The 24,061-nt window shown below is 41.5% G+C and carries 17 protein-coding genes, 1 tRNA gene and 3 pseudogenes; 11 read left to right on the top strand and 10 right to left on the bottom strand.

Translation table 11 applies throughout. The annotated features are described in order from the left end of the window. Positions 1-135: 135 nt before the first annotated feature. Positions 136-437, top strand: a pseudogene (locus N8A86_RS21400) (C40 family peptidase). 33 nt (positions 438-470) lie between these two features. Then, complete coding sequence (locus N8A86_RS05545) at positions 471-2,498, top strand: ComEC/Rec2 family competence protein (protein WP_273568145.1); 2,028 nt, start codon at positions 471-473, stop codon at positions 2,496-2,498. On the opposite strand, the gene N8A86_RS05550 is transcribed toward N8A86_RS05545, so the two are convergent. Beyond that, positions 2,495-4,027 (bottom strand): peptide MFS transporter, encoded by a 1,533-nt coding sequence (locus tag N8A86_RS05550; protein ID WP_273568146.1) that lies wholly within the window; start codon positions 4,025-4,027, stop codon positions 2,495-2,497. The two genes, N8A86_RS05545 and N8A86_RS05550, sit on opposite strands and share 4 nt — an antisense overlap. A 17-nt stretch (positions 4,028-4,044) precedes the next feature. Then, positions 4,045-6,211, bottom strand: a pseudogene (locus N8A86_RS05555) (S9 family peptidase). Positions 6,212-6,365: 154 nt separating this feature from the next. Between N8A86_RS05555 and N8A86_RS05560 the strand changes: the two are divergent. Together N8A86_RS05560 and N8A86_RS05565 are read left to right on the top strand one after the other, a co-directional pair. Beyond that, complete coding sequence (locus N8A86_RS05560; RefSeq protein ID WP_430682181.1) at positions 6,366-7,685, top strand: hydroxymethylglutaryl-CoA reductase, degradative; 1,320 nt, start codon at positions 6,366-6,368, stop codon at positions 7,683-7,685. Then, the gene (locus N8A86_RS05565; RefSeq protein ID WP_273568147.1) at positions 7,685-8,596 is read left to right on the top strand and encodes a GYDIA family GHMP kinase; all 912 of its coding nucleotides are present in this window, start codon (positions 7,685-7,687) and stop codon (positions 8,594-8,596) included. Before N8A86_RS05560 ends, N8A86_RS05565 begins: the two co-directional genes overlap by 1 nt. Positions 8,597-8,606: 10 nt before the next feature. Here N8A86_RS05565 and N8A86_RS05570 read toward each other — a convergent pair whose 3' ends face one another. The 7 genes and pseudogenes from N8A86_RS05570 to N8A86_RS05600 form a co-directional block, all read right to left on the bottom strand. Continuing rightward, the gene (locus N8A86_RS05570; protein ID WP_273568148.1) at positions 8,607-10,727 is read right to left on the bottom strand and encodes a peptidylprolyl isomerase; all 2,121 of its coding nucleotides are present in this window, start codon (positions 10,725-10,727) and stop codon (positions 8,607-8,609) included. Between the two features lie 91 nt (positions 10,728-10,818). Beyond that, positions 10,819-12,047 (bottom strand): annotated as a pseudogene (locus tag N8A86_RS05575) (hemolysin family protein). Positions 12,048-12,109: 62 nt separating this feature from the next. Next, positions 12,110-12,313: a hypothetical protein gene (locus tag N8A86_RS05580; RefSeq protein WP_273568149.1), complete on the bottom strand. Its 204-nt coding sequence runs from the start codon at positions 12,311-12,313 to the stop codon at positions 12,110-12,112. A 1-nt stretch (position 12,314) separates the two neighbouring features. Continuing rightward, complete coding sequence (gene lptC / locus N8A86_RS05585; RefSeq protein ID WP_273568150.1) at positions 12,315-12,917, bottom strand: LPS export ABC transporter periplasmic protein LptC; 603 nt, start codon at positions 12,915-12,917, stop codon at positions 12,315-12,317. A gap of 1 nt (position 12,918) precedes the next feature. Next, a complete protein-coding gene (locus tag N8A86_RS05590) occupies positions 12,919-14,292 on the bottom strand; it encodes a tetratricopeptide repeat protein (RefSeq protein WP_273568151.1) in 1,374 nt (457 codons plus the stop codon). A gap of 38 nt (positions 14,293-14,330) precedes the next feature. Next, positions 14,331-15,635: a BamG family beta-barrel-assembly machinery protein gene (gene bamG, locus N8A86_RS05595; RefSeq protein ID WP_488226203.1), complete on the bottom strand. Its 1,305-nt coding sequence runs from the start codon at positions 15,633-15,635 to the stop codon at positions 14,331-14,333. After that, the gene (locus N8A86_RS05600; protein ID WP_273568153.1) at positions 15,620-16,348 is read right to left on the bottom strand and encodes a type III pantothenate kinase; all 729 of its coding nucleotides are present in this window, start codon (positions 16,346-16,348) and stop codon (positions 15,620-15,622) included. The genes bamG and N8A86_RS05600 overlap by 16 nt, the downstream gene beginning before the upstream one ends. Before the next feature lie 155 nt (positions 16,349-16,503). Between N8A86_RS05600 and N8A86_RS05605 the strand changes: the two genes are divergently transcribed. From N8A86_RS05605 to N8A86_RS05615, 3 genes are all read left to right on the top strand, one after another. Next, a tRNA-Phe gene (locus tag N8A86_RS05605) sits at positions 16,504-16,576 on the top strand. Between the two features lie 431 nt (positions 16,577-17,007). Next, complete coding sequence (locus N8A86_RS05610) at positions 17,008-17,982, top strand: phosphotransferase (protein WP_273568154.1); 975 nt, start codon at positions 17,008-17,010, stop codon at positions 17,980-17,982. Then, the gene (locus N8A86_RS05615) at positions 17,979-19,274 is read left to right on the top strand and encodes an ADP-ribosylglycohydrolase family protein (protein WP_273568155.1); all 1,296 of its coding nucleotides are present in this window, start codon (positions 17,979-17,981) and stop codon (positions 19,272-19,274) included. Before N8A86_RS05610 ends, N8A86_RS05615 begins: the two co-directional genes overlap by 4 nt. A gap of 25 nt (positions 19,275-19,299) precedes the next feature. On the opposite strand, the gene N8A86_RS05620 is transcribed toward N8A86_RS05615, so the two are convergent. Continuing rightward, the gene (locus N8A86_RS05620; RefSeq protein ID WP_273568156.1) at positions 19,300-20,865 is read right to left on the bottom strand and encodes a glycoside hydrolase family 32 protein; all 1,566 of its coding nucleotides are present in this window, start codon (positions 20,863-20,865) and stop codon (positions 19,300-19,302) included. Positions 20,866-20,931: 66 nt separating this feature from the next. Here N8A86_RS05620 and N8A86_RS05625 point away from each other — a divergent pair, with 66 nt between their 5' ends. From N8A86_RS05625 to arsM, 4 genes are all read left to right on the top strand, one after another. Beyond that, the gene (locus N8A86_RS05625; protein ID WP_273568157.1) at positions 20,932-21,456 is read left to right on the top strand and encodes a rhodanese-like domain-containing protein; all 525 of its coding nucleotides are present in this window, start codon (positions 20,932-20,934) and stop codon (positions 21,454-21,456) included. A 27-nt stretch (positions 21,457-21,483) separates the two neighbouring features. Further along, positions 21,484-22,155 (top strand): TIGR04282 family arsenosugar biosynthesis glycosyltransferase, encoded by a 672-nt coding sequence (locus N8A86_RS05630; protein WP_273568158.1) that lies wholly within the window; start codon positions 21,484-21,486, stop codon positions 22,153-22,155. After that, on the top strand, positions 22,152-22,973 hold the full coding sequence (locus N8A86_RS05635; RefSeq protein WP_430682182.1) for a purine-nucleoside phosphorylase: 822 nt from the start codon (positions 22,152-22,154) through the stop codon (positions 22,971-22,973). Before N8A86_RS05630 ends, N8A86_RS05635 begins: the two co-directional genes overlap by 4 nt. 115 nt (positions 22,974-23,088) lie before the next feature. Continuing rightward, a complete protein-coding gene (arsM, locus tag N8A86_RS05640) occupies positions 23,089-24,054 on the top strand; it encodes an arsenosugar biosynthesis arsenite methyltransferase ArsM (protein WP_273568159.1) in 966 nt (321 codons plus the stop codon). Positions 24,055-24,061 lie beyond the last annotated feature (7 nt).

Raw genomic sequence — 24,061 nt, forward strand, 5'->3', positions numbered from 1 at the left:
ATTGGGTCAACCGGCAATATTTCTGAGGAGAAAAAGAAAACAAGTAGAGCATCATCCAAAGCGGACAATATCATAAGTACCGCTCTTACCTATTCGGGTGTTCGATATAAATTTGGCGGTACTACCAAAAAAGGTATGGACTGTTCAGGTCTTTTATATGTTTCGTTCGGTGAACATGACATACAACTACCTAGGGTTTCATATCAAATGGCGGAAGAAGGCCGTCAAATCAGGGTCAATAATGTTGAAAAAGGCGATCTACTTTTTTTAGGACGAGCAAACGCAAAAAACGAATCAATCATGTCGGTATGGTCGTAGCGGTAGAAGGAGACGAAATAAAATTCATTCACGCCTCGACTTCGAGAGGTGTCATCGTATCTTCGTTACGTGAGGGTTATTGGAACTATGCTTTTGTAAAAGCCACCAGAGTTCTATAGTTTTTGCCTATTTTAGGGGATAAGCCGAACCCAATGCAACTTCTTAAATTTATACCCATTAAGCTTACCTTTTGCTTAGTAGTGGGAATACTTTTGGGTCATTATTATAAAATTGGCATATATCCTTCCGTAATTCTGACAATTCTTTCCATTGGATCATTGGCGATAATGTACTTCAATATAGATAGTAAAAAATCTATTTTATTTGGTGTACTGGTAGTTATTGCAACGTTCAACATTGGTATTTTTTCCGTTTCACTATCTCAATCGGCAAACTATGCTTCACACTACTCTCACCAAAACCTTGGAAAACGAAATGTTTGGAGATTAAAGGTTAGAGAGGTCATGAAACCTACGGAATACTCAAATCGTTACGTAGCCTTGGTTCGAACATTGAATGGTAAAAAAAGTTCCGGTAAAATGCTTTTGAACCTTCCCGTCGATAGTGTGGGCGGACATCTAATGGTCGATGACGAATTATTAATTTATGCTCAAGCTCAAGAAATAAACGCCCCTTTGAATCCGCATCAATTCGATTATAAAGAGTACTTGGAAAGTTTGGGGATAACACATCAATTACGGGTACAAAAAGAGCATTTCGCAGTTCAGGAAAATGCTTCTAAAACTGTTTTCGGAATTGCAGCATCCCTTAGAAACAGAATAATCAACCAACTTAAAAAGACAAACTTCGGAGAGGAAGAATTGGGCATCATTCAAGCCTTGCTCTTGGGACAACGGCATGACATTTCAGAAACGACCTATAACAACTATAAAAATGCAGGAGCAGTTCATATTTTGGCCGTTTCAGGACTTCATATCGGAATATTGTTGTTGCTCTTACAATTTTTACTTCGACCCCTGGAATCTCTTCCCAAGGGAAAAACCATAAAACTCATCGTAATCGTCGTTCTTTTGTGGGGCTTTGCAATATTGGCCGGCTTGTTCGCCTCGATAATTAGGGCTGTAACTATGTTCTCTTTTGTCGCCTATGCGCTCTACTTAAATCGACCGAGCAATACATTCAATATTCTGGCCTTGTCGATGTTCTTTATTCTTTTGCTATTCGATCCGAAGTTGTTGTTTCAGGTGGGATTTCAGATGAGCTATGCCGCAGTGTTCGCCATCGTATGGATATATCCCCTTTTACAGAAATTATGGTTCCCCAAGAATAAGATCGTTCGCTATTTCTGGCAACTTTTATCGGTCAGCATTGCGGCCCAGTTGGGTGTGCTGCCCATCAGTCTCTTTTACTTTCATCAATTTCCGGGGCTGTTTTTTATTTCGAACCTATTGATTATTCCGGTTTTAGGATTGATTTTGGGGATGGGTGTTTTGGTCATTCTACTCGCCCTGGCCAATTTACTTCCGGAGTTTCTTGCCAGAGGATATAATTTTGTAATCGAATTGATGAACGATGTGATAGGCTGGGTCGCGCAACAGGAAGCTTTTGTTTTTCAGAATATTCCCTTTGACAGGGTTCAATTATTTTTGGCCTACTTGATTCTATTCAGTCTGATTTTGGTCTTTACAAAACCTACCTTTAAAAGAACAGCGTCTTTATTATTCGGAATCCTTCTTTTTCAATCGTGGATGTTATACTCGACTTTCCGAACCCAAGCAGAAGAGCACCTTATTGTGGCCCATCAAAACCGGAATTCGATTTTGTTGCATCAATCGGGGCGTAATCTTGTTGTCAATAGCAATGCAAAACAACGTACCGAACGATTGGCTAACGATTATAAAATAGCCGAACGGATTGCTTACATCGAAAATCACGATTTGAAGAACAGTTATAGCATTGGAAACGAAAAACTTCTTATTATCGATCGTATGGGAATATATCCGAAAGGCAGACTAAATCCGGCACACGTGTTACTGACCGAATCCCCAAAAATTAATCTGGAACGACTTATCGATTCCATAAAACCCAAAAAGATTATTGCAGATGGCAGCAATTACAAAAGCTATATTCAAAGATGGCAGAAAACCTGTACCAAAAGAAAACTCCCTTTTCACTATACAGGTGAAAAGGGAGCGTATTATTTTGAATTCAATAATTAATGCACGTTACCCATCAATTTCTTAATCAGAGGAGAGGCCAAAAGCACCAATATACCCGCACCGATAGAGTATTTGGCAATCAACATGAATCCATCGGTATACACCGCTAGGGTTTCAAAACCCCCAATATTCTTATCCGTGCTTTCTATGGCCAATTGTTTCCCGATAAACCCGACAACTTGAAAGGCAAAAGCAGATGACAAAAACCAAACCCCCATCATAAAGGCGACGATCCGTTTGGGCGAAAGATCGGTGATTTTTGAAAGACCGACAGGTGACATAAAGAGTTCGCCCACAGAAAGCAAGAAATACATCAACAATAGATATGCGAATGGCACCAAGCCATTTTCATTGGCACTCGCACCACTGATAGATAAAACGTAAAAACTAATGCCTGCGAACAACAATCCCAAACCGAATTTATAGGGTGTTCTTGGATTTTTTCCATTCTTGCTCAGGTATGTCCACATCATTGATATAGGAATGGCCAAAATAATAATGAACATGGAGTTTAGTGAATTGGTCTGTGCCGCAGACATTAAAGTCAATTCAACGTTTCGGGCCGCGAAAAGGGTAATAACGCTTCCCGAAAGCTCATGAAAGCCCCAAAAAATAGTCATGAAAAATGTAATCAAGACAGCAACGATGAGTTTTTTACGTTCGTCGACCGTCGCCTTGACCATAATACTCCCCAAATAAATAAGTATAGAAATACCAATCAATTTGAAAATTATGTTGACTATGTTTTGGTCTTCAAAAAAACTTCCTTCATCGCCCAATGCCTTGTAAGATGAAAGTAAAAATGCAATTAGCGGAGCGGATAGAACTGCCAACAACGGTACTAGCGTACCTTGTCGTATGCCTAATACTTTTTTATCCATGACCTGTTCATTAGGAGGTAACCCTCTATCCCCAAAGACATTTTTTCTAATCCCGCTCCAAAAGAACAAAAGGCCTGTTAGCATGCCGATACCGGCAAGTCCAAAACCATAATGCCATCCGTATTCATAAGCCAGCCAACCACATAATAATGGGGCCACCCAGCCACCGATATTGATTCCCATATAGAAAATGGTAAAACCAGAATCCTTTTTAGGGTCGCCATATGGATAAAGGGTCCCGACGAAAGTGGAAATATTTGGCTTAAAGAACCCATTCCCGACAATGATAAAGGCGAGTGCCAAAAAGAAAGCTATATTGTTTTCAATGGCCAATACAAAATGGCCTATCGCCATTAAGATTCCACCCAAGAAAATGGAATTACGCATTCCTAAAATCTTATCTGAAATCTGGCCTCCGATTACCGTCGAAGCATACACCAAAGAACCATATGAAGCATAAACAGCCGCTGTAGCATAGTCACGTTCCGCGAGAGCCTCAAAGATTACTTGAACCATGTAAAGCGTCAACAACGCCCTCATGCCATAGAAGCTAAAACGCTCCCAGAGTTCGGCAAAAAACAAATAGAAAAGTCCCTTGGGATGACCGAACATTTGTTGTTGATCGGCAAATTCGTTTTTAGCTTCCATAAATTATTAGATTGGTTTTATAAGTTTTCTTTTACAAAGTTGGTCAATTTGGTGAATAGGTGTATTCTCGTATTACCTCCATATATCCCATGATTTTTATCGGGATAAATCGCCCAATCAAATTGTTTGTTGGCTTGCACGAGTGCCTCTATCATGCGCATACTATTCTGCACATGCACATTGTCATCGCCCGAACCGTGCACTAAAAGATATTCTCCCTTTAGGAGTTCTGGGTAATTGAAAGGTGAATTGTCATCATATCCACCGGGGTTTTCGGCCGGGGTTCGCATGAAACGTTCCGTATAAATAGTATCATAAAATCGCCAGCTCGTTACCGGTGCCACGGCAATGCCCATTTCAAATACATCATTACCTTTTAAAATACAGTTGGTAGCCATGTGACCGCCAAAGCTCCAGCCCCAAATTCCGGTACGGTCTTCATCGATATAAGGGAGTTCGCTCAACTTTTTTGGCCGCGGCAATCTGGTCTTCGGTCTCATATTTTACCAAATTCAAATAGGTTACTTTTTTAAAATCACGTCCCTTGAGACCAGTTCCGCGTCCATCGACACACACTACGACATAGCCATCTGCGACCAGCATTTGATGCCAATAGTCGTTAGCACCCATCCACCGGTTCGAAACACTTTGTGAACCTGGACCACTATATTGGGTCATAAACAATGGGTACTTTTTACTCTCGTCAAAATCTTTTGGCTTCATCATGTACATATTCAGATCATTGCCATTTATTGAAATCGTAGAAAACTCTTTAGGGACAATTTCATAACTCTTCAAAGTCTCCAAAAGTGACTCATTATCTTTAATATCCTTCAATTTTTTACCGGTCAAAGCCTTGTGCAAGGTATAGGTAGGTGGGGTATCAGAGCTAGAGAAAGTATTTATGAAATAGGTAAAATCGGCACTAAAATCTGCATTGTTGGTGCCTTCCTCGGCGGTCAGGGCTTTTCTGTTTTTTCCATTGCTATCGACACTGTACACGCCTCGATTTATCGAACCATTTTCGGTAGATTGATAATAGATCTTGTCTTCGTTCTGGTCATAACCATAGTACGCGGTAACTTCCCATGGGCCTTTGGTAATCTGGTTCATCAATTTTCCATCTTCATTATGAAGGTAGATATGGTTCCAACCATCTTTTTCGCTCGACCAGATAAAACTATCGTCCGCTAGAAAGGTAAGGTTATCGTGAATATCGACATAGGCCGGGTCTTTTTCCTGTAATAATAGGGTAACACTATTATCCATTGTATTCACGCGCTGCAATTTCAAATCGTTCTGATGGCGGTTTATGGTCTGAACGCTGAGACTGCGTGGGTCGTTCATCCATTTGATTCGAGGAATATAATAAGCTTCTCCCAAATCGACATCCGAAATTGTGCCAGAGGCTAAATCGTACATATGCAACGTGACGATTGCATTGTCTTCACCCGCCTTGGGGTATTTGAAAACATAAGGTTTTTGATATAGTTCGTCACCGTAGACATCCATTGAAAATTCTGGGACATTGGTTTCATCGAAGCGTAAAAAGGCAATTTTTGTTCCGTCTGAATTCCATTCAAAAGCCCTTACAAAAGAAAACTCCTCTTCATATACCCAATCGGTAACCCCATTGATAATCTTATTTTTTACCCCGTCGGTGGTTAGTTGTTTTGTAGATTTATTGGCAATATCGAAAATATATAGGTTGTTTTCATAAACATAGGCTACTTGTTTTCCATCAGGAGAAAGTGAAGGTTCCTGAATTTTGGTATCCGCTATTCTGGTCAATGCTTTTGAGGCGATGTCGTACACATGAAATATACCAAGTGTCGAACGTCTGAAAATTGATTCGATCTCACTGGCCAATAAAATCTTGGTTTCATCCGAACTAAACTCATATGATGAAAAATAAGGCACATCGGTCAAATCGTCTGATGAAACTATAGTAGCGACCTTCTCCAAAGTTTTATAGTCATAGGTGTCGATAGTACTGGTCTGGGAGGATCGGTCAACGTTTAAAATGGTATACTGTTTACCATTTTTTAGCGATCGAAGCGCATCTAGGCCCTCAGTTCTGAAAGCACCCTGATAAATTTCTTCTACGGTAATTTGTTTTTGCTGGGCGGCCACATAGGTCAAGGAAAAAGCGGCCAAGAACAGGAGTAAAAATGTTTTTTGCATTAGTTTCTTAAAAATTGAATTAAAACTTTCAAGTTTAGTGATAATTTTGCGAAAAAAATAGCCTTTTGCCTTAAAATGAGCTGGTTCTCGATGGACTCATCACCACAATCCTTAATCTCATTATGAGTATATTTATACCGAAATCCAAAGTTATATGATCAAGCCTATCGAGGGATTTTCCAAACTGACCAAAACCGAAAAAATAGATTGGATAGCGACCCATTATACCAAAAACCCCGAAACTTCTAAAGAAACCCTAAAACGATATTGGAGTTCCGATGACGCGTTGCAAAAATTGCACGACGAGTTTATAGAAAACACGATCAGCAACTATTATCTGCCTTTTGGGATTGCCCCCAATTTCTTGGTCAATGACGAATTATATGCCATACCCATGGCCATTGAGGAAAGTTCAGTAGTGGCCGCAGCAAGTAAAGCTGCAAAATTTTGGTTGGAACGTGGGGGATTTAAAACGACCGTACTAGGTACCGAAAAAATTGGACAAGTGCATTTTATGTACTATGGTGAGGCACAAAAACTGAAGGACTTTTTTGTGGAAGTACATCGTAAACTATTATCCAGTACTTCTTCCCTCACCAAGAACATGCAAAAAAGGGGCGGTGGCATTTCGAATATCGAACTTCGCGATCAAACGAACAAGCTCGAGAACTACTATCAATTACATTGCACCTTTGAAACCTCGGATGCCATGGGGGCCAATTTTATCAATTCTTGTCTAGAACAGTTTGCCAAGACTTTCAAAGAGGAAGCGCAACATTTCAATGCCTTTACCGATAAGGAGAAAGATTTCGAAATTGTTATGAGCATCTTGAGCAACTACGTTCCCAACTGTTTGGTCAGGGCCGAAGTGAGTTGTCCTATCGCGGAGTTGAATGTCGGAAATTCTATTTCCGCTGAAAAATTTGCCGAAAAGATGGTCAGGGCGGTAAACATTGCCATGGTAGAACCGCATCGGGCGGTCACACATAATAAAGGCATCATGAACGGAATCGACGCCGTTGTACTCGCCACCGGAAACGATTTTAGGGCCGTAGAGGCCGGTGTACATGCCTATGCAGCGAGAAACGGTTCCTATTCAAGTTTGACCCATGCCTCGGTCGAAAATGGGCAGTTTAGATTTTGGATGGAAATTCCACTAGCCTTGGGAACTGTTGGCGGGCTCACCAGCCTTCACCCTTTGGTAAAGTTGGCCTTGGAAATTTTAGGAAACCCCTCGGCGGAAGAACTAATGCAAATTGTCGCGGTTGCCGGGTTAGCGCAAAACTTTGCTGCAGTACGTTCTTTGGTCACCACCGGAATTCAGGAAGGCCATATGAAAATGCATCTCTTGAACATTTTAAACCAATTAGGTGCCAATGACGATGAGAAGAAGAAGCTGATCGAGCACTTCAAAAAAAATGCGGCCACCCATAATGCCGTTGTCGAAGCTTTCGAACAACTAAGAAATCGGTAATGACCCAAGAATTCTACAGCAACGGAAAACTATTAGTGTCAGGTGAATATGCGATTTTGGATGGTGCACAAGGATGGGCGGTTCCTACCAAATTCGGACAGTATTTGAGGGTGACGAAAAAAACAAGCCAAAATCTCTTTTGGAAAAGTCTGGATCACAAAGGGAAAATCTGGTTCGAAGGGATTTACAAAACAGAGCCCCTTGAGGAAGTCGAAAGTTCTCATCCCGATACCTCGAAAATGTTGCTAAAAATACTATCAGAGGCACAACGTTTGAATACTGATTTCTTGCATAGTACCCAAGGTTACGAAATTGAGACCGAGCTTACATTTCCGAAAGATTGGGGTTTGGGTTCTTCATCGACCTTGATAAATACTATTGCTGAATGGGCCGATGTAAACGCTTTTGAATTACTTGCAGCAACTTTTGGAGGAAGCGGGTATGACATTGCCTGTGCGCAGCACGACCACGCCATTCTTTACAAACTGAAAAACAAAAGACCCGCTGTGGAAGAGATTGTGTTCAATCCGCATTTTAAGGATCGACTATATTTCATATACCTCAACAAAAAACAGAACAGTAGAGAGGGGATTGCCGCCTATCGACAAAGGAAGATTGACAAAAACGCCCTAATCGAACAGATTACCGAAATTACGCAAGAAATGGTCTCAAGCACCGCCCTTGACGATTTCAATCGTCTACTTGCCCTACACGAAAAAACCCTATCAGAAGTATTGGGCATTCCCACGGTTCAAGAAAGACTATTTTCCGATTATTTTGGAAAAGTAAAAAGTCTCGGTGCTTGGGGCGGAGATTTTGTTTTGGCCACCGGCAACGAAAACACTACCGATTATTTCATGAAAAAAGGGTATGAAACGATCATACCCTATTCCGAAATGGTGTTGGCCTAATTTTTTTCAACTAGTAGAATGTAGCTCTCCTATCCTCAATTTCAGAAGCTTCTTTTAAAGCTTCATACACCGCCGTATTCACTTTGGCCGCATTCGCAGATTGTAAAGAATTTGCAAAAGTGCTATAGTTTTCTAGTTTCGGCGCCTCTTCTTTTTTGGTCAGTGTAATCATGTAGACTCCTGTTTCACCTTCAATTAGGTTAGAAGTTTCGCCTTCGGCCATGGCGTAGGCCGTACCAATGACCACAGGCTCACTACCCGCACCGGGAATAGTGGGTGACTTTACGGTCAAGGCCGTTGCCGTACTTTTACTTACATTGTTGTCCGCCGCAAAGGCATCCATGCTCTTACCGTTATTGGCCGAAATCAGCTGTGCGGCCTTTCTTTCTTTTCTGATTTTAGGAAGTACGGTCGCCGAAGCATCTTCTGGTGCCATCAGGCCCTCCTTATAGCTTGCCGTAACTTGGGCAATAGCATATCCGTTATTGATATTGAAGCGCTTGATGTCTCCCACTTCCGTTTCAGGATTAAAGGCCCACTGCACGATATTACGCTGTGCACCAAGACCTGGTAGGTTTTCGTCCATAGCTTTGATTTTATTGACAGGCAGCACTGAATATTCATTTTCTTGGGCCAAGGCCGTAAATGACTTGTCAGAATCTATGGATTCCATTTCAAATTTAGTGGCGTCGGTAAACAGCGAATTTATTGTTTCTTCAGAGGGTTCGATTTCACGGGTCAATGTGGCAATCTGCATGATATCTTGCTTATCGTCTACCTTTACAATATGGAAACCAAATTCGGTCTCTACCAAACCTATTGTACCAATAGGATTATCGAAAGCAAAATCATTGAATTTTGGTGTCATGATGCCTTCTTGAAAATAGCCTAGGTCACCACCATTCGGTGCAGATGGACCATCGGAGTTGTCACGTGCCAATTCAACGAAAACGGCATCCTTTTTCTTGGCCTCGATCAAGAGTTCTTTGGCCCGTACCTCGGCTTCTTCTTTAGTTCTTTTGACATCAGGGTTGGCCCTCATCGCTCCCTCATAGGTAATCAAGATATGGCTGGCCTTTACACTTCCGTTCAGCTTTCGGTCGATCATCTTTGAGATTTTGAAAAAATCTCCGTCACGATACGGGCCGAAAAGTTCCCCTTCCTTTAAAGCTGCCAAAGTATCCGCGAAACTGGCCGGTAAATCATTTTTGGCCCTATAAATAGTATCGTATTTGGTATCTGAACGACGGTCGAGAAACGCAGCAATGTTTTTTGTATTTCTCATGCCCAAAATGGTATCCGTTTTATCGGTCTGTGCATTGTACTCAACTGTATCGTCCAACAATTTTGATACTTCTTCTTTGACGGCGTTTTCATCTGCCAAAGATGGCTTCTCTTCAAAATAGACAAATTGAATGTCGCGCGCGGCATCTTGTTTGAAATCTTCTTTATGGGCATTGATGTATTCCGAGATTTCACTTTTGGTGACATTGATGGTACTATCCGGAATTGAAGAATAAGGGACCCGAACATATTGGATATCCATTTTGGTGTTCGCCAAATTATAGTCCAGTTCTCCTTCTTTCAGCGTTGCTACAACTCCAGCCTTGATCAAATTGAAATAGGTCTGTTGTTTCGCATTCTGTATAATGGACTCTTCATCTTGCAGCCATAGATCATATTGCGCCGGATTGTTTACTTTCATATCCGCAATAAACTCCCTGAACTTGTTCTCATCAAAAACTCCACTCTCATTTTGAAATTGAGGACTTTGAGAATATGAAGGAATGTTCTTGATATAGTCCATAATCTGATCCCGTTCGATGTCGATACCCAAATCTTCGAACTGCTCACTTAATATGGTATTACGCACTTCTTGATCCCACACCTGGTTGATCACTTGCATCGAAGAGGTTGTTGGCCCTTGTCTACGAGAAGCCAATTCGACTTTTTGTCTAAACGCATCGATGGAAATTTCCTCGCCATTAATTTCGGCTACCGAAGTACCGACCTTTTGACCTGTCATACTACTGTTGGTAAAAACGCCCGATATTACGAACGCGAACAAGGCAAGACCAATAATCAATATCAAAATGGTCGTACGTTTCCTTATATTCTCTAAAATTGCCATTATATGGTTTGTTTAAAATCAGTTGGCGAAATTACCATTTTCTTTTGAAATATTAAAAGTAAAACCATTCAAATAGAAGTCGTTCAGGGGCTTAGTCTTTTTCTAGTACCTGCAAGGTGACCAAGTCTATTTTTGTACTTGAAACCTCTAAAATGGTGATAAGGAAACCGTCAATTTTTATTTCGGAGTCTTTTTCGGGTATTTCCCCAATTTCGTTGACGATGAGCCCCCCAAGGTTTCGTATTCGTCATCTTCCGGAAGCTCTAGCTTATATTGTTCATTGAGATAGTCGACCTCAAGTCTAGCGGAAAATTTATAGGTTGTCCCGGTCATCTGCTCTTCTATCAGGTCGGTCGTATCATGCTCATCTTCTATTTCACCGAAAAGCTCTTCAACAATATCTTCGACCGTCATAAGACCTGAAGTGCCCCCATATTCATCCAATACCACGGCGATACTTTTTCGTTTCTTGGTAAGCACGTTCAAAACATCGTGAATCAGCATCGTTTCAGGCACAAACTCGACCGGCAGCAAAATACTCTTGATGGTTTTAGGTTTTTTAAAAAGTTCGTAAGAATGTACATAGCCTACAACATTGTCAATAGTGTCTTTGTACACCAATATTTTCGAATACCCGGTTTCCGTAAAAAGCTTGGCGAGGTTTTTTGGGGTCTCATGTAGTTCTACGGCCGTAATCTCGGTTCGGGGAACCATAACTTCACGGGCCTTGACGGCCGCAAACTCAAGGGCATTCTGAAAAATTTGAATTTCGGAATCGACCTCGTCTTCTTCCGCTACCGTTTCCATTTGTTCTGTAATGTAATCGCCCAATTCTACCTTACTAAAGGCAAGTTGTACCTCGTCACCCGCAGTACCGAAGAAGTTTTTCAATATAAAATCGGAAACCTTGATAACGAAGTCGGATATGAATGAAAACAGAATATAGAACAGATAGGCAGGAAACGCCAAAATCTTCAAAAGACTGTTCGAATAAATCTGAAATAGCACTTTTGGTAAAAATTCGGCCGTAAACAGGATAATCAGCGTAGAAATAATGGTTTGCGAAAGCAGGCTGAAATCGGTCAAAAGTCCATTCAAAAAAGCATTTGAAGACGGACCCATACTGGTAAACCAGTTCATCAATAATTCCCCCATAAAGAACCCGTAGATGACCAGTGCGATATTATTGCCAATGAGCATCGTCGCGATAAACTTCGATGGCTTTTTGGTCAGTCGCGTAAGCACTTTGGCCAAAAACCCATCTTGTTTCTTTACAATTTCGATATGGATTTTATTGGCCGAAATAAAGGCGATCTCCATGCCCGAGAAAAAGGCAGAGAACAATAGCGACCCCACAATGATCAATATCGATGTCTCCACGGTCAGTTTTGGTTATCGCGTTTTCGTTGTTCGAACTTTTTGAAATAAAACCTTCTGAAAAAGAACATAAATCCGGTGATGACCGCCAAGAAGATAAAAATATAGGCCCTATTTCTATCGGTATCCCAAAGATTAAACGCCATTATAGTGGATAATATAGCAATAATGAGATTCACATATATCGTATATTTAAAGAATTTTCCCATACTATTCTTTTTCTTTTATCGTCATTAAACCGTATGTCTTATGCGCATTTAAAAAACTTAGTTCTCTATTGAAATCCATTCCTTCGCCATCCATGATGGTGCCATCTTCAGGGTTGGTGAATTTAAAGACTTCTTGGGTGAAGATCCATTGATTATCCTGATCATAATATAACTGAGGAGTTTCCAATTTTTTGCCATCGGGAGTCTCCAAAACCACGTTGCCCTGTAAATCTATTAAATTTGTGGCAGAGTAGATAATACCATAATCTGCCCTGACTTTATTCTTTTCTCCGTTTTCATCAAAGAAATCAACTTCCAGACCCTCAGGGAATAGTCGATATGGAAAGAGTAGATTTTCATAATTATACGCAATCGGACTTCTTAAAACCGCAATATTATTTGCTGCCTTTGCTTCAACACCCTCTAGAGGCTCGTTCAATTCACTATAGGTCAGTTCGGAGTTCTCGGCTATCCCCCGAGGATACATCTCTTTTTGAGCTTCTTCACCTACCCGCTTATAATTATCGGTACATGCAAAAAAAAGCATTGCCATGGAAAACACCACGGCAATGCCTATAAATCTATTTCTCAAACGGATTATCATCTTATAGATTCGGCACTTTTACGCTACCACCTACCCAACAACTGAAAGAAACCGTTTTACCGGCCATGCCAGCCGAAAATATCATTTCTTTAGTTGGGGCCTTGGCCGCATAACTTGCAGCAGACTGACTTGCGGATGAACTTAACGAGGGATCTACCCTACCCGCCTTTCTGGCCATATCTGCAGCTTTCCAATACATCGCACGCTTTTCAAAAGGCGTACTACCACAATCGTTGGCACTTGTTGCGTACAAATTAGCAATCAATAAGTAGGCACGACCGTTCGCAGGGTTAGAATCAATTGCCGCTTGGGCATATTTTCTCGCCGTTGACTTACTGCCTTTTCGTTTGTTGATAACAGCAACCTTGTAGGCGATATTGGACTTTTTCTTACCATCGGTCTCCAAACTCAGTGCTTTGTCAAAATCGGCCAATGCCCCTTTCGAATCACCATTTTTCATTTTAAGAGTTCCGAGGTAGACGTAAACATCTGCAGAAGGATCAAGGCTTGCTTGGATCTCCACCATTTTACTGAACAAGGGTTCATCGGTACATTCTTTACTGAACATTCTTCCTACAGCTCTCTTAACCCAGGTAATATCACCTTTTTTCTCTTCAAAGCTCTTTTCGTAAAGCGGTATCAAGTTAGTACAGTCTGCTAGAGCACCTAATTTGGAATCAATACTTCCGGCTATCTTACCGTAATTTTCAGAATAGCTGTTATACGAACTCAGTTGTTTCTTCTCTTTCGACGTCAAGGTGTTCGCCTCTTCCTTAGGTAGTAACTTAGCAATATTGTCGGTCAATTTGTCATTTTCATCCTCGATTTTTTCGGTAACCTCATCATAAACATCGAATACCTCTTGTAAATCTTTTTTGCCCGCCTTATGTAAATCTACCAGGCTTGAGAAATACAAATAAAGAGCCTTGGGGTTTTTGAAATTAGCCCTGTCTTCGGTAAAGGCTTGACTGAGTTGTGCATAGATATCATCGTCATTGATCATTTTATTGTCGTATTTCAACAATACCTTATCGATAATAACGTCGGCTTTTTTTGCTTTTTTAGGGAAATACTTCAAACTATTGTCCCATACGCCAAATAATTCATTGACAAGTGCGTCCTTATCGCCACCGGAAGATTTTTCTATCTTATCCTTTAAAATACGTTCACCATATGCATAAATGGCCCAGTTCGCGTCTGGACAGTTATCATAGACCATTTTCCAAGGCGCGTACGCCGCATCATAGTTTTTTACCTTCGCATGCTCTGAAAAAATAGAGAGGTTGGTCATACATTCAGGGTTTTGCGCCTGGGCGTTACCGGCCATCATACAACCAAGAAGCATCACTGCCGTGAAGTAAAGTTTCGTTTTCATACTGTTTTGTTTATTGTGGTTAATGTACTAAATTTTTATTAATTTATTTTTCGTTTTCTAAACCATTGATCGTTCAATGACATGCCAACATTGACTTTGAAGTAACTTTCTTCCAACAAATCGGCCGAAGTAGTACCTCTTCTGCCGAATTCGAACCCGAGGTTTAAATTGGAAAAACTTCTACTCAACGGTAACCCAAGACCAAAAGTTATGCCAAAGTTATTTATCTCTGTGTTGTTAACGATCATTCCCGTCTTGTCCAAACGAACGCCTGCCCTATAGGTGACCCTTTTTAAATAGCTCGTGAAGGATGTAGCTTCGGGTATAAAAAATCCTCCCAATGCCAAACTGCTGGCATCTTTGTATTCCAGGTTATCGACACCAAGAAAATCGTTAGAAAAGGAGCTTAATCCTTGAAAACTGTACTCCGCACCGACAAACCACTTGCGTTCCTCCCCATAGCCCAGCCCCAATGTAGTAGTGGTCGGTATCTTCAATTCGGTATTTCGCAAATCTTGGGCGGCAAGGTCTACATCGAGCACTTCAATATTTTGACCGTTGACCAACGAGAAAGAACCTACTTGTTGCGTGTTTTCGGACACTAGGTTCGCCTGTGTATTGATTCGTACCGAAGCCACAAGGTTGTACTTATCCTTAAAAGTAGGTGTATAGCTCAGGGCATAGTTAAAATCCAAACCATTAACACGGGAAGATCTATCATCTAACGTACCGAACTGTACACCTTCGACACTCTGTATCCTTCTATAATCAAATTTTCCAAAATTAAAATTAGCGGTCACCCCGATACTTACATCCTTAAAAATTTGGTATCCTGTAGACATATATACACGGTTCAGTCCGCCCTCACCGGTATATGAATTAGTAACCTCGGCGCCAGTGCTATTGGTATTCTCCGAAAATAAACTGTAGCCAACCGAAGAAAATGGCATAATTCCAAAACCGAGGCCCCATCCTTTGCGAAGCGTGAAGGCGAGTGCCAAATAGTCAAGGTTGGTGATTGAGGTATTCTGTTGCTCGGTAAAGCTTTTGAGCCGTATCATCTTATGTGACACACCAGCTGCATATGTAGTTATCCCGAAATCTTCTCCCGCCTGCACGCCTAATTTACTGTACGCAGCAGGGTTTTTAAAATTAATGTGGATGCTATCCGCGAACATACCGATACCGCCCATCATTTGATTTTCGACCGTGCCCAAATTACGCATATCGCCAATACCGAAATAAGAATAAGGAGAAATGGTACCGTCTTGTGCACATATGCCTAAAGTGACGAAGCACAGTATAGCAAAACCAATTTTTTTACCATCTAGATTTTGTTGTATTCCAGCAAATAGTTTAGCCCCTCAAGGAGAAATTTGGAATTGGCAAAGATGGTATTTTTTAATCGTTTAGACAAAAATTGGCTATCGCCACCTGTTAAAATAACTGTTAAATGTGCAAATCGGTTGCGATACTGGTCGATAACTCCGTCTATTTCGGCAGAAATACCGTTCAAAACGCCGCTATGTATACTACTTTCAGTAGAGTTGCCAATAAAGTCGAGGAGCTGTCCTGGACTTAAAAGTGGCAGTTTGGAGGTATGTTCGTGCAGGGCTTTATAACGCATCATCAAACCCGGGGATATCGCCCCGCCCAAATACTCACCATAATCGTTGACCATATCGTAAGTGAGGCACGTTCCGGCATCCAAAACCAATGTATTTCCGTTGGGGTTATGATAAAATGCGGCCGTGGCCAAGGCTATTCTATCGACCCCTAAAGTTTGAGGCGTGGCATACGAGTTTTTGAAAGGTGTTTTCGAGGCATGGCTCAATATGTGCACCTTGCAAAAAACGGAAAGTACGGCAATATCCTTCTCATCAACATGGCCCACCGACGAGACAATGGCATACTTTATTTTGGGATACTTTTTGAACATATCCTTTATATGATCCACAAACTGTTGATTGTTAGCCGAGTCATCAAAAAGAAGGGTTCTCTTTTCGAAGATGGCAAACTTCACAAGGCTATTACCTGCATCTATAATTAGATTCATTTTACAAAGATCAATAAATGGAAAAAAACAAAAGCCTTTTTTACCGATTTTGTTTGTTTATCCTAAATTTGAAATTATATTTGCACCCGCCTTCGGCAAAGCTTGCAGAGGATGCGAGCCACTTACTTGGGGCTACAAAAAAATATTGAAAAATTGGTGCCTTAGCTCAGTTGGTAGAGCAATGGACTGAAAATCCATGTGTCCCTGGTTCGATTCCTGGAGGCACCACAGAAACCCCGCAAATGCGGGGTTTTTTGTTTAGATTTACGTTTGCATTACCTATACATCCAGCATAGTAAGACCATCGACAAATATTGTATTGGAGAAACCCCAAAACTCTAAAATCGTCTTGAACAGCCCAATGCTCATTATTTCAAGAAGAGCTTTACCAAAGTCGCCGGAGATTGGCAAACGGTGCTTTCCAAAACATGCGAATCGATGGAAGGTGCGAAATTCTTGGAAAGGTTCATTCAAGTAAAGATGGATCATGTGGGATTTGGCAATAATCGAAGCCCTTATACACCCAGAATTGGCGGAAAAAAGTACTTTTATGACACCGAAAGAAAACGAACAACGACCCATACGTATATATACGAGCTTATCCGCTGAAGAAATGGTTTCTGACTTTTGGCAAATTATTTTAAAAGAGTAGCCTGAAGATGAAACACATAGACCTCGATATTCCAATTTCTGAATTGCAAGAATATATGCATCAAAACGATTGGTTGTTATCAAAAAATGAAGAAATACTAGGCATAGAAAAACCAGGGGAGGGCAATATGAACGTGGTACTGCGGGCAATAACGAACCAGCGTTCGCTTATTTTGAAACAGTCTCGCCCTTTTGTTCAGAAATATCAACAGATTAAGGCCCCTTTAGATCGAATAGCGGTGGAACATGAGTTCTATGAGGCCATTCAAAATAGTGCCCTGAGTGCACATATTCCCAAAATATTGGGATACGATATGGAAGACCATCTACTACTCCTTGAAGATTTGGGAAATTGTGAGGACATGACCAGTCTCTACCAGAAGCGAACCATCGATAAAAAGGAACTGCAAAAGTTGATATTTATTCTTGGGTTGATACATCGAACAAAAGTTCCGCAAGATTTTCCCGATAATATTGAAATGCGAAAACTTAACCATCAACACATTTTTGTACTTCCCTTCATGGAGGATAATGGTTTTTCTTTGGATGAAATTCAACCCGGTCTACAAGAACTGTCCCTTTCCTATAAAAAGGATAACGCTTTGAAAAAAATCGTTAAAAAAATAGGTGACCGTTATCTTTCGAAAGGTACTACCCTTCTGCACGGAGATTATTACCCCGGCAGTTGGATGACCGAAACCAATAATCTATATGTCATCGACCCAGAGTTCGGTTTTGTCGGATTCGCTGAATTTGATCTCGGTGTTATGGTGGCGCACCTCATCATGGCTTCAGGCAAGAAAAAGTATTTGAAACGCATCTTGGCGCAATACAATGGAGAGGTCGATGAAAAATTGGTTGCTCAAATCGCTGGCATAGAAATCATTAGGCGCCTAATAGGTTTGGCACAATTGCCAATGGAACGTACCATCAAAGAAAGAAAATCGCTTTTGAAAAAGGCTTATAAAATGATTATGGCATGACTAAAAGATTGATTTTATTTGGCCTTCTTTCCTTTCTCTCGGTTCTGGCGTGCAAAAAATCGAAATCCGACGTTACGATTCCCTCACCCATAAAAACCGCCTTTGTTTCAGACACACTTCAATTGAGCAAAGAAGCATACTACGACAAAGTTCTCGGTGCCTTGGTAGGTTCGGCCATCGGCGATGCGATGGGTGCCTCTACCGAAATGTGGCACAGAAAAGATATTCAATTGAAATACGGATACATTACAGGTCTTACCCCGGCCGTACGCGAACAGTCCCCAGAAGGTACCTGGGCACACAATCTTTTGGCAGGGGCCACTACCGATGATACCCGTTGGAAGTACCTCATGGTAAAATACTTCAATCAATCCGAAGAAAAGAGGAGTCCTGAAAATTTTGCGGACTTCATCGTCGGCTATTATGAATCGGTAGCCAAGACTTTGGGAGATAAGGATATTTTGATCGACACCGATGCCGTCGACGATAAAATCGAAAAACTCGATTGGATCAAAGAATGGGCGCGGGTCGCCATGGCCTATAAAAAAGGAACGTCTGAATACCAATCCGCACAAAACCGTTTTTATGGTGGCGAAATGTCTTGTGCCGGTCAATTGTACACGCCCATGTTCGGTTTGGTTGCCGAGACTCCTGAAAATGCCTACAACACCGCCTACGAACATGCCATTTTTGATTTGGGATATGCAAAGGATATCTCGGCCCTCGTTGCCGCTATGACCCACATGGCCTTGCGAACCCAGAATATGGATTCGATTTTGAACACAGCTACATTTATCGACCCACAAGGCTATCAAAATAGTCGTTTGGTAGGGCGTATTGCCTATTCGGTAGCGGATGCTTCTATTAAAAATACACTCTCCGTTGAACAATTGGTTTTAAAGGATACATTGACCCGACAAGATTCGATACTTTTTAGGATACCCAATGGATATCCCGGAAATCAAAAAGATTGGATGCGGCAGGAAATGGTCAACCAATTTCTGGAAAAAGACAAGAAGGCCATCGCCTTTCATTCTGGGGAAATATGGCAGATTTTGGTCACGGCGCTTCAATTCGGCAAAGGCGATTTTGAAAAGACACTACAATTTATCGTGAACTACGGCAGGGACAATGACACAGTGGCCGCGGTAGCTGGAATGATTTTGGGAGCGAAAGATGGGTTTTCTAAGCTGCCCGTTGGTTTACGCACCGAAGTGCTGCGGGTCAACAAAGAAGTCATTGGCATTGATTTAGAGGTTTTGGCGCGAGAAATGTCGGAGAACACCTATTGAAGTGATTTAAAATCACCCATAATCTCTACCATATGCGCTTGACAAGATTGATTCCGAAATCTTTTAATTCGAAAGACTTTTGAGAGGTATTCTTTATTTCCATCGTGTTATACTGTTCATTAGGAAATATCTGTGCCGTCATCACGTACTGCCCCTTATTGACAAAAACTTCGATGGATGATCGATCTATTAGAATACGAACTTCATATTCCCCATTCGGTAGATTGGTTACGGGCATCTGCATTGTAGTGCCAAAGTCCTCTTGAAAATCGGTCTTGCCCGATCGACTTCGATCCAGCCTCAATAGTTGTTTTTCACCATTCGAAGTCAATATCAATTGCTCGTCGTTTTTATTTTTAAAGGTGATTTGAAAGTCTTTCGAGCTAGTTAAGAACTTTGTTTCAGATTGGTTGAAATTTTCGAAGGTCTTTTCCACATTGGCTCCACCCTCGATGGTTACAGTCTCTTTCGACCCTGCTGTAATAATCTTATCCAGATTGGACAAAGGATAGTTGATAAGTTCATACCTACCGTTTATCTTCTGCAAAGCTAATTTTCTGGGCAAGGTCGTTGCGCTTCGCCATTTTTCGGTAGGTGTATCCCGGGCATAGGTCCAATTGCTCATCCATCCTATAAAAATTCGGTCTCCGCCGGGAACATTATTATAGGTTACCCCGGCATAATTATCGGTACCCCAATCGATCCAGCGATTATCCTTCTGGTCGGAAGTAAATGTCGTTCCATCAAAGTCTCCGATAAAATATTGCGTGCCGCTACCTCCATTTGGTGCTCCAGGATTGATGCTGATCAAAAGCACCCATTTCTCCTCCTCGGAACCCTCAACCTTTAATTTGAATAAATCGGGACATTCCCAAACCCCACCATGCGCTCCTTGATCTTTTCCGAATTCGCTCACCTTTTCCCATTCTTTCAAATCAGGGGAATTCCAGATTTGAAGATGGTCACCCGCTACCAAGAGCATCGTCCATACGTTTTCTTTATCGTTCCAAAAAACCTTGGGGTCTCTAAAATCTTTTATACCATCATTTCCGATTACGGGGTTACCTTCATATTTCGTCCATGTATCCCCATTGTCCAGACTGTAGGCAATGCCTTGGGTCTGAAAATCGGTACGCCCCGCTTTTTCGCCTTCCATAAGATGATAGGTGAAAATGGCCACCAAAGGTGAATTACCCTCTTTTCCGAACCCTGAAGTATTTGCTTCGTCAAGAACTGCACTTCCCGAAAAAATCAAACCGTGCTCATCTGGGAAAAGTGCGATGGGTTTATGCGCCCAATGAATCATATCGGAGCTTATTGCATGCCCCCAATGCATGGGCCCCCAAACAATATCTTCAGGATAGTACTGGAAAAACAGATGATACACCCCATCATTATACACTAATCCATTCGGATCGTTCATCCAATTTTCTTCGGGAGAAAAATGAAATTGTGGACGGTAGGGTTCGGTATAGTATTCCGTTCTAACTTCTTCCGCTACATCTTCAATTTTTTCAGGTTGTTTTTCTTTGCAGGCCATAGAAGCGAATAGTATACAGACAATTGGCATTAAGGTTTTCTTTAATTTCATTTTTTACGCTAAACGTTGTACATAGGTAATTTCAAGTACCCCTAAAATAGTATCTTTGTGACATAATTGAACCGTCATTATGCGATTTCTTTTAACACTTGCGCTAATCTTTGTTTTTTCACCATCGGTCGATGCCCAAAAAAAGCTGGACAAGACCTTAAAAAATTCAATAAAGAAAGTGTTCCCTATATTCAGGTCGAAGAGCTTTCGGGCAATGATATAGTTCTTTTACTTGATGCCCGGGAAAAAGAAGAATTCGAGGTCAGCCATCTTGAAGATGCCCTCTGGGTCGGGCATAAAACTTTTGAAATCGATACCCTTCTAAAAAAAGTTCCCAAAAAAAATAAACAGATTGTAGTGTATTGTTCCATCGGGGTTCGCTCTGAAAATATTGGCGAGAAACTCCAAAAAGCAGGCTATACCAACGTGAAAAATCTCTATGGAGGTATATTCGAATGGAAAAATCGGGGCTACCCGGTATATAACGCTGACGGAATAGAAACTGAAAATGTGCATGCCTTTAGTAAGCATTGGGGGAAATTATTGACCATAGGCCAGAAAGTCTACGGGCCGGCCGAAATGGTAGAATAATAGATTGCTAGCTTCAAAAATTTCCTAATGGGCATCATACTTCCTCACAAAACCAATAAAAACCGTAAAACCGTTCATTACGGTCTGGTAGACTCCAAAAACCTACTCCTAATCTTTACACGCAACCCTGAATTGGGTAAATGCAAGACCCGATTGGCAGCTACCGTTGGCGACGAAACCGCCCTTAAAATCTATAAATTTCTATTGGCCCATACGGTCAAGATAACCTCAAATTTAACTGTCGCGAAACAAGTGCATTACTCAGAGCGTGTTCGAGAGAATGATATTTGGGACAATGTCATATACGATAAAAGACAACAGGTCGGAAACGATTTGGGCGAACGCATGGCAAATGCCTTTCAGGAAGGATTTGCTTCCGGATTTGAAAAAATCTGTATTATTGGAAGTGATATGTTCGATTTGGACCAAACGAATCTTGAGCAGGCATTTTTGGCACTTGATTCATCTGATTTTGTAATCGGACCGGCCATCGACGGGGGGTACTATCTTTTAGGAATGAAGGTCTTTGAACCAAGAATCTTCAAAAACAAAGATTGGGGCACTGATTCCGTTTTCCAAGATACGCTGACCGATTTAAAAGATTATAATCTTCACTTGCTCGACAAAAGAAACGATGTCGATGTATATGAGGATATTAAGGATATTCCGGCATTCAAACCTTTTCTAAAGAACATATGAGAATTACCAAAAAACAGCTTGAAGAATCAGTTGCCTATCTACAGAACAAGGGTTTCGACCAACCCGAAATCGGAATTGTCTTGGGTACGGGACTAGGCAAATTGGTACATGAAATCGAGAATCCGATCGAGGCGCATTACAACCATATTCCTTTCTTTCCGTTGGCCACGGTCGAATTCCATACCGGAAAGTTGATCTATGGCACTATTGCTGGTAAAAAGGTCGTGGTTATGGAAGGTCGTTTTCATTTGTACGAGGGATATGATTTTTTGGATATCACCTACTCCATACGCGTCATGCATCTCTTGGGAATTCAACGTCTTTTCATTTCGAATGCGGCCGGAGCCATAAATCTTGATTACCAAAAAGGCGATATGATGTTGATTGAAGATCATATCAATTTACAAGGTGGATCACCATTGGCATTTGGAAATGTGGCTGAATTCGGAGATCGATTTGTAGATATGCTTGAACCCTACGACACTAAAATGTGTAAACAATTGAAAAGTATTGCAGAACGTGAAGGTATCACATTAAGAAGTGGAGTTTATGCCTCTGTCGTTGGCCCGCAATTAGAGACCAAGGCCGAATATCGTATGTTAAAGATACTCGGTGCCGATGCGGTCGGAATGAGTACCGTACCCGAAGTAATTGTTGCCAATCATTTACGACTACCCATCGTAGCTGTTTCGGTCTTGACCGACGAATGCGACCCTGATAATCTCCAACCTGTTAATATTCAGGAGATTATCGAAATTGCTGGCAAAACGGAACCTAAGATGATAAAACTTTTTACGGAGTTGATAAAAGAGATTTAGGCTGGATGCTAAAAAGCAAAACACCGTGCTTCGCGCGCCGAGCACCCAGCGATTTTAGACCTAGAGAAACTACAAGAATCATAACTTACTAACTAGTAACGATTAACCCACATACATGAGCTATTTAGAAGCAACGAATGACCTGTACAAAGAAGCAGCCATTACACCCGATGTCGGGTTGTGCTGTACGACCAATCCGATTTGGCAGTTTCCGGGACTCTCGATTCCGAAAATTATGCAGGAAATGAACTATGGCTGCGGAAGCACGGTTTCGGCCCAAGACCTTATCAACAATCCTAAAATACTTTATGTTGGTGTTGGAGGAGGTATGGAACTCTTGCAGTTCGCTTATTTTTCGCGTCAAAAAAGAGGCGTTACAGGGGTCGATGTGGTTGATGAAATGTTGGAAGCCTCCCGAAAGAATTTCAAGATCGCCGAAGACGAAAACGACTGGTTCAAAAGTGAATTCGTAAATTTGGTCAAGGGTGATGCACTCCATCTTCCGGTCGAAGATGAAAGTATCGATGTGGCCGCTCAAAATTGTTTGTTCAATATTTTTAAGTTGGACGACCTCAAAAAGGCCGTGGCCGAAATGTACCGTGTGCTTAAACTTCATGGCCGATTGGTGATGAGCGACCCTACCTGTGAACAGCCTATGAACGTGACGCTTCGCAATGACGATCGCTTGCGGGCACTTTGTCTCAGTGGCAGCATCCCTATAAAAGATTATGTAAAGGTCTTGACCGACGCAGGTTTCGGAACGATAGAGATCCGAGCGCGAAAATCGTACCGTGTACTATCACCGAACCACTACCCGACAGACGAGCTGATTTTTATAGAATCTATCGAAATAGCGGCGATAAAAGACCCCATGCCGGTAGATGGCCCCTGTATCTTTACCGGAAAAACGGCAATTTATTACGGAGATGCCGAATTTTTCGATGACCATATGGGTCATGTTCTGATGCAGAACCAACCGTTGGCAGTTTGCGATAAAACGGCTGCTGCACTCGCAAATTCGAGTGACGAAATTCACATTAGCGAAAGTACTTGGCACTATAACGGTGGTGGATGTTGCTAAAATTAGT

The organism is Maribacter halichondriae, from assembly GCF_027474825.1.
In the GTDB taxonomy this organism is placed as follows: Bacteria; Bacteroidota; Bacteroidia; order Flavobacteriales; family Flavobacteriaceae; genus Meishania; species Meishania halichondriae.

Excerpts from the sequence above, each read along its gene's own strand:
- N8A86_RS05545 (WP_273568145.1), top strand. The coding sequence starts at position 471 with ATGCAACTTCTTAAATTTATACCCATTAAGCTTACCTTTTGCTTAGTA.
- N8A86_RS05550 (WP_273568146.1), bottom strand. The coding sequence starts at position 4,027 with ATGGAAGCTAAAAACGAATTTGCCGATCAACAACAAATGTTCGGTCAT.
- N8A86_RS05560 (WP_430682181.1), top strand. The coding sequence starts at position 6,366 with ATGATCAAGCCTATCGAGGGATTTTCCAAACTGACCAAAACCGAAAAA.
- N8A86_RS05565 (WP_273568147.1), top strand. The coding sequence starts at position 7,685 with ATGACCCAAGAATTCTACAGCAACGGAAAACTATTAGTGTCAGGTGAA.
- N8A86_RS05570 (WP_273568148.1), bottom strand. The coding sequence starts at position 10,727 with ATGGCAATTTTAGAGAATATAAGGAAACGTACGACCATTTTGATATTG.
- N8A86_RS05580 (WP_273568149.1), bottom strand. The coding sequence starts at position 12,313 with ATGGGAAAATTCTTTAAATATACGATATATGTGAATCTCATTATTGCT.
- lptC (WP_273568150.1), bottom strand. The coding sequence starts at position 12,917 with ATGATAATCCGTTTGAGAAATAGATTTATAGGCATTGCCGTGGTGTTT.
- N8A86_RS05590 (WP_273568151.1), bottom strand. The coding sequence starts at position 14,292 with ATGAAAACGAAACTTTACTTCACGGCAGTGATGCTTCTTGGTTGTATG.
- N8A86_RS05600 (WP_273568153.1), bottom strand. The coding sequence starts at position 16,348 with ATGAATCTAATTATAGATGCAGGTAATAGCCTTGTGAAGTTTGCCATC.
- N8A86_RS05610 (WP_273568154.1), top strand. The coding sequence starts at position 17,008 with ATGAAACACATAGACCTCGATATTCCAATTTCTGAATTGCAAGAATAT.
- N8A86_RS05615 (WP_273568155.1), top strand. The coding sequence starts at position 17,979 with ATGACTAAAAGATTGATTTTATTTGGCCTTCTTTCCTTTCTCTCGGTT.
- N8A86_RS05620 (WP_273568156.1), bottom strand. The coding sequence starts at position 20,865 with ATGAAATTAAAGAAAACCTTAATGCCAATTGTCTGTATACTATTCGCT.
- N8A86_RS05630 (WP_273568158.1), top strand. The coding sequence starts at position 21,484 with ATGGGCATCATACTTCCTCACAAAACCAATAAAAACCGTAAAACCGTT.
- N8A86_RS05635 (WP_430682182.1), top strand. The coding sequence starts at position 22,152 with ATGAGAATTACCAAAAAACAGCTTGAAGAATCAGTTGCCTATCTACAG.
- arsM (WP_273568159.1), top strand. The coding sequence starts at position 23,089 with ATGAGCTATTTAGAAGCAACGAATGACCTGTACAAAGAAGCAGCCATT.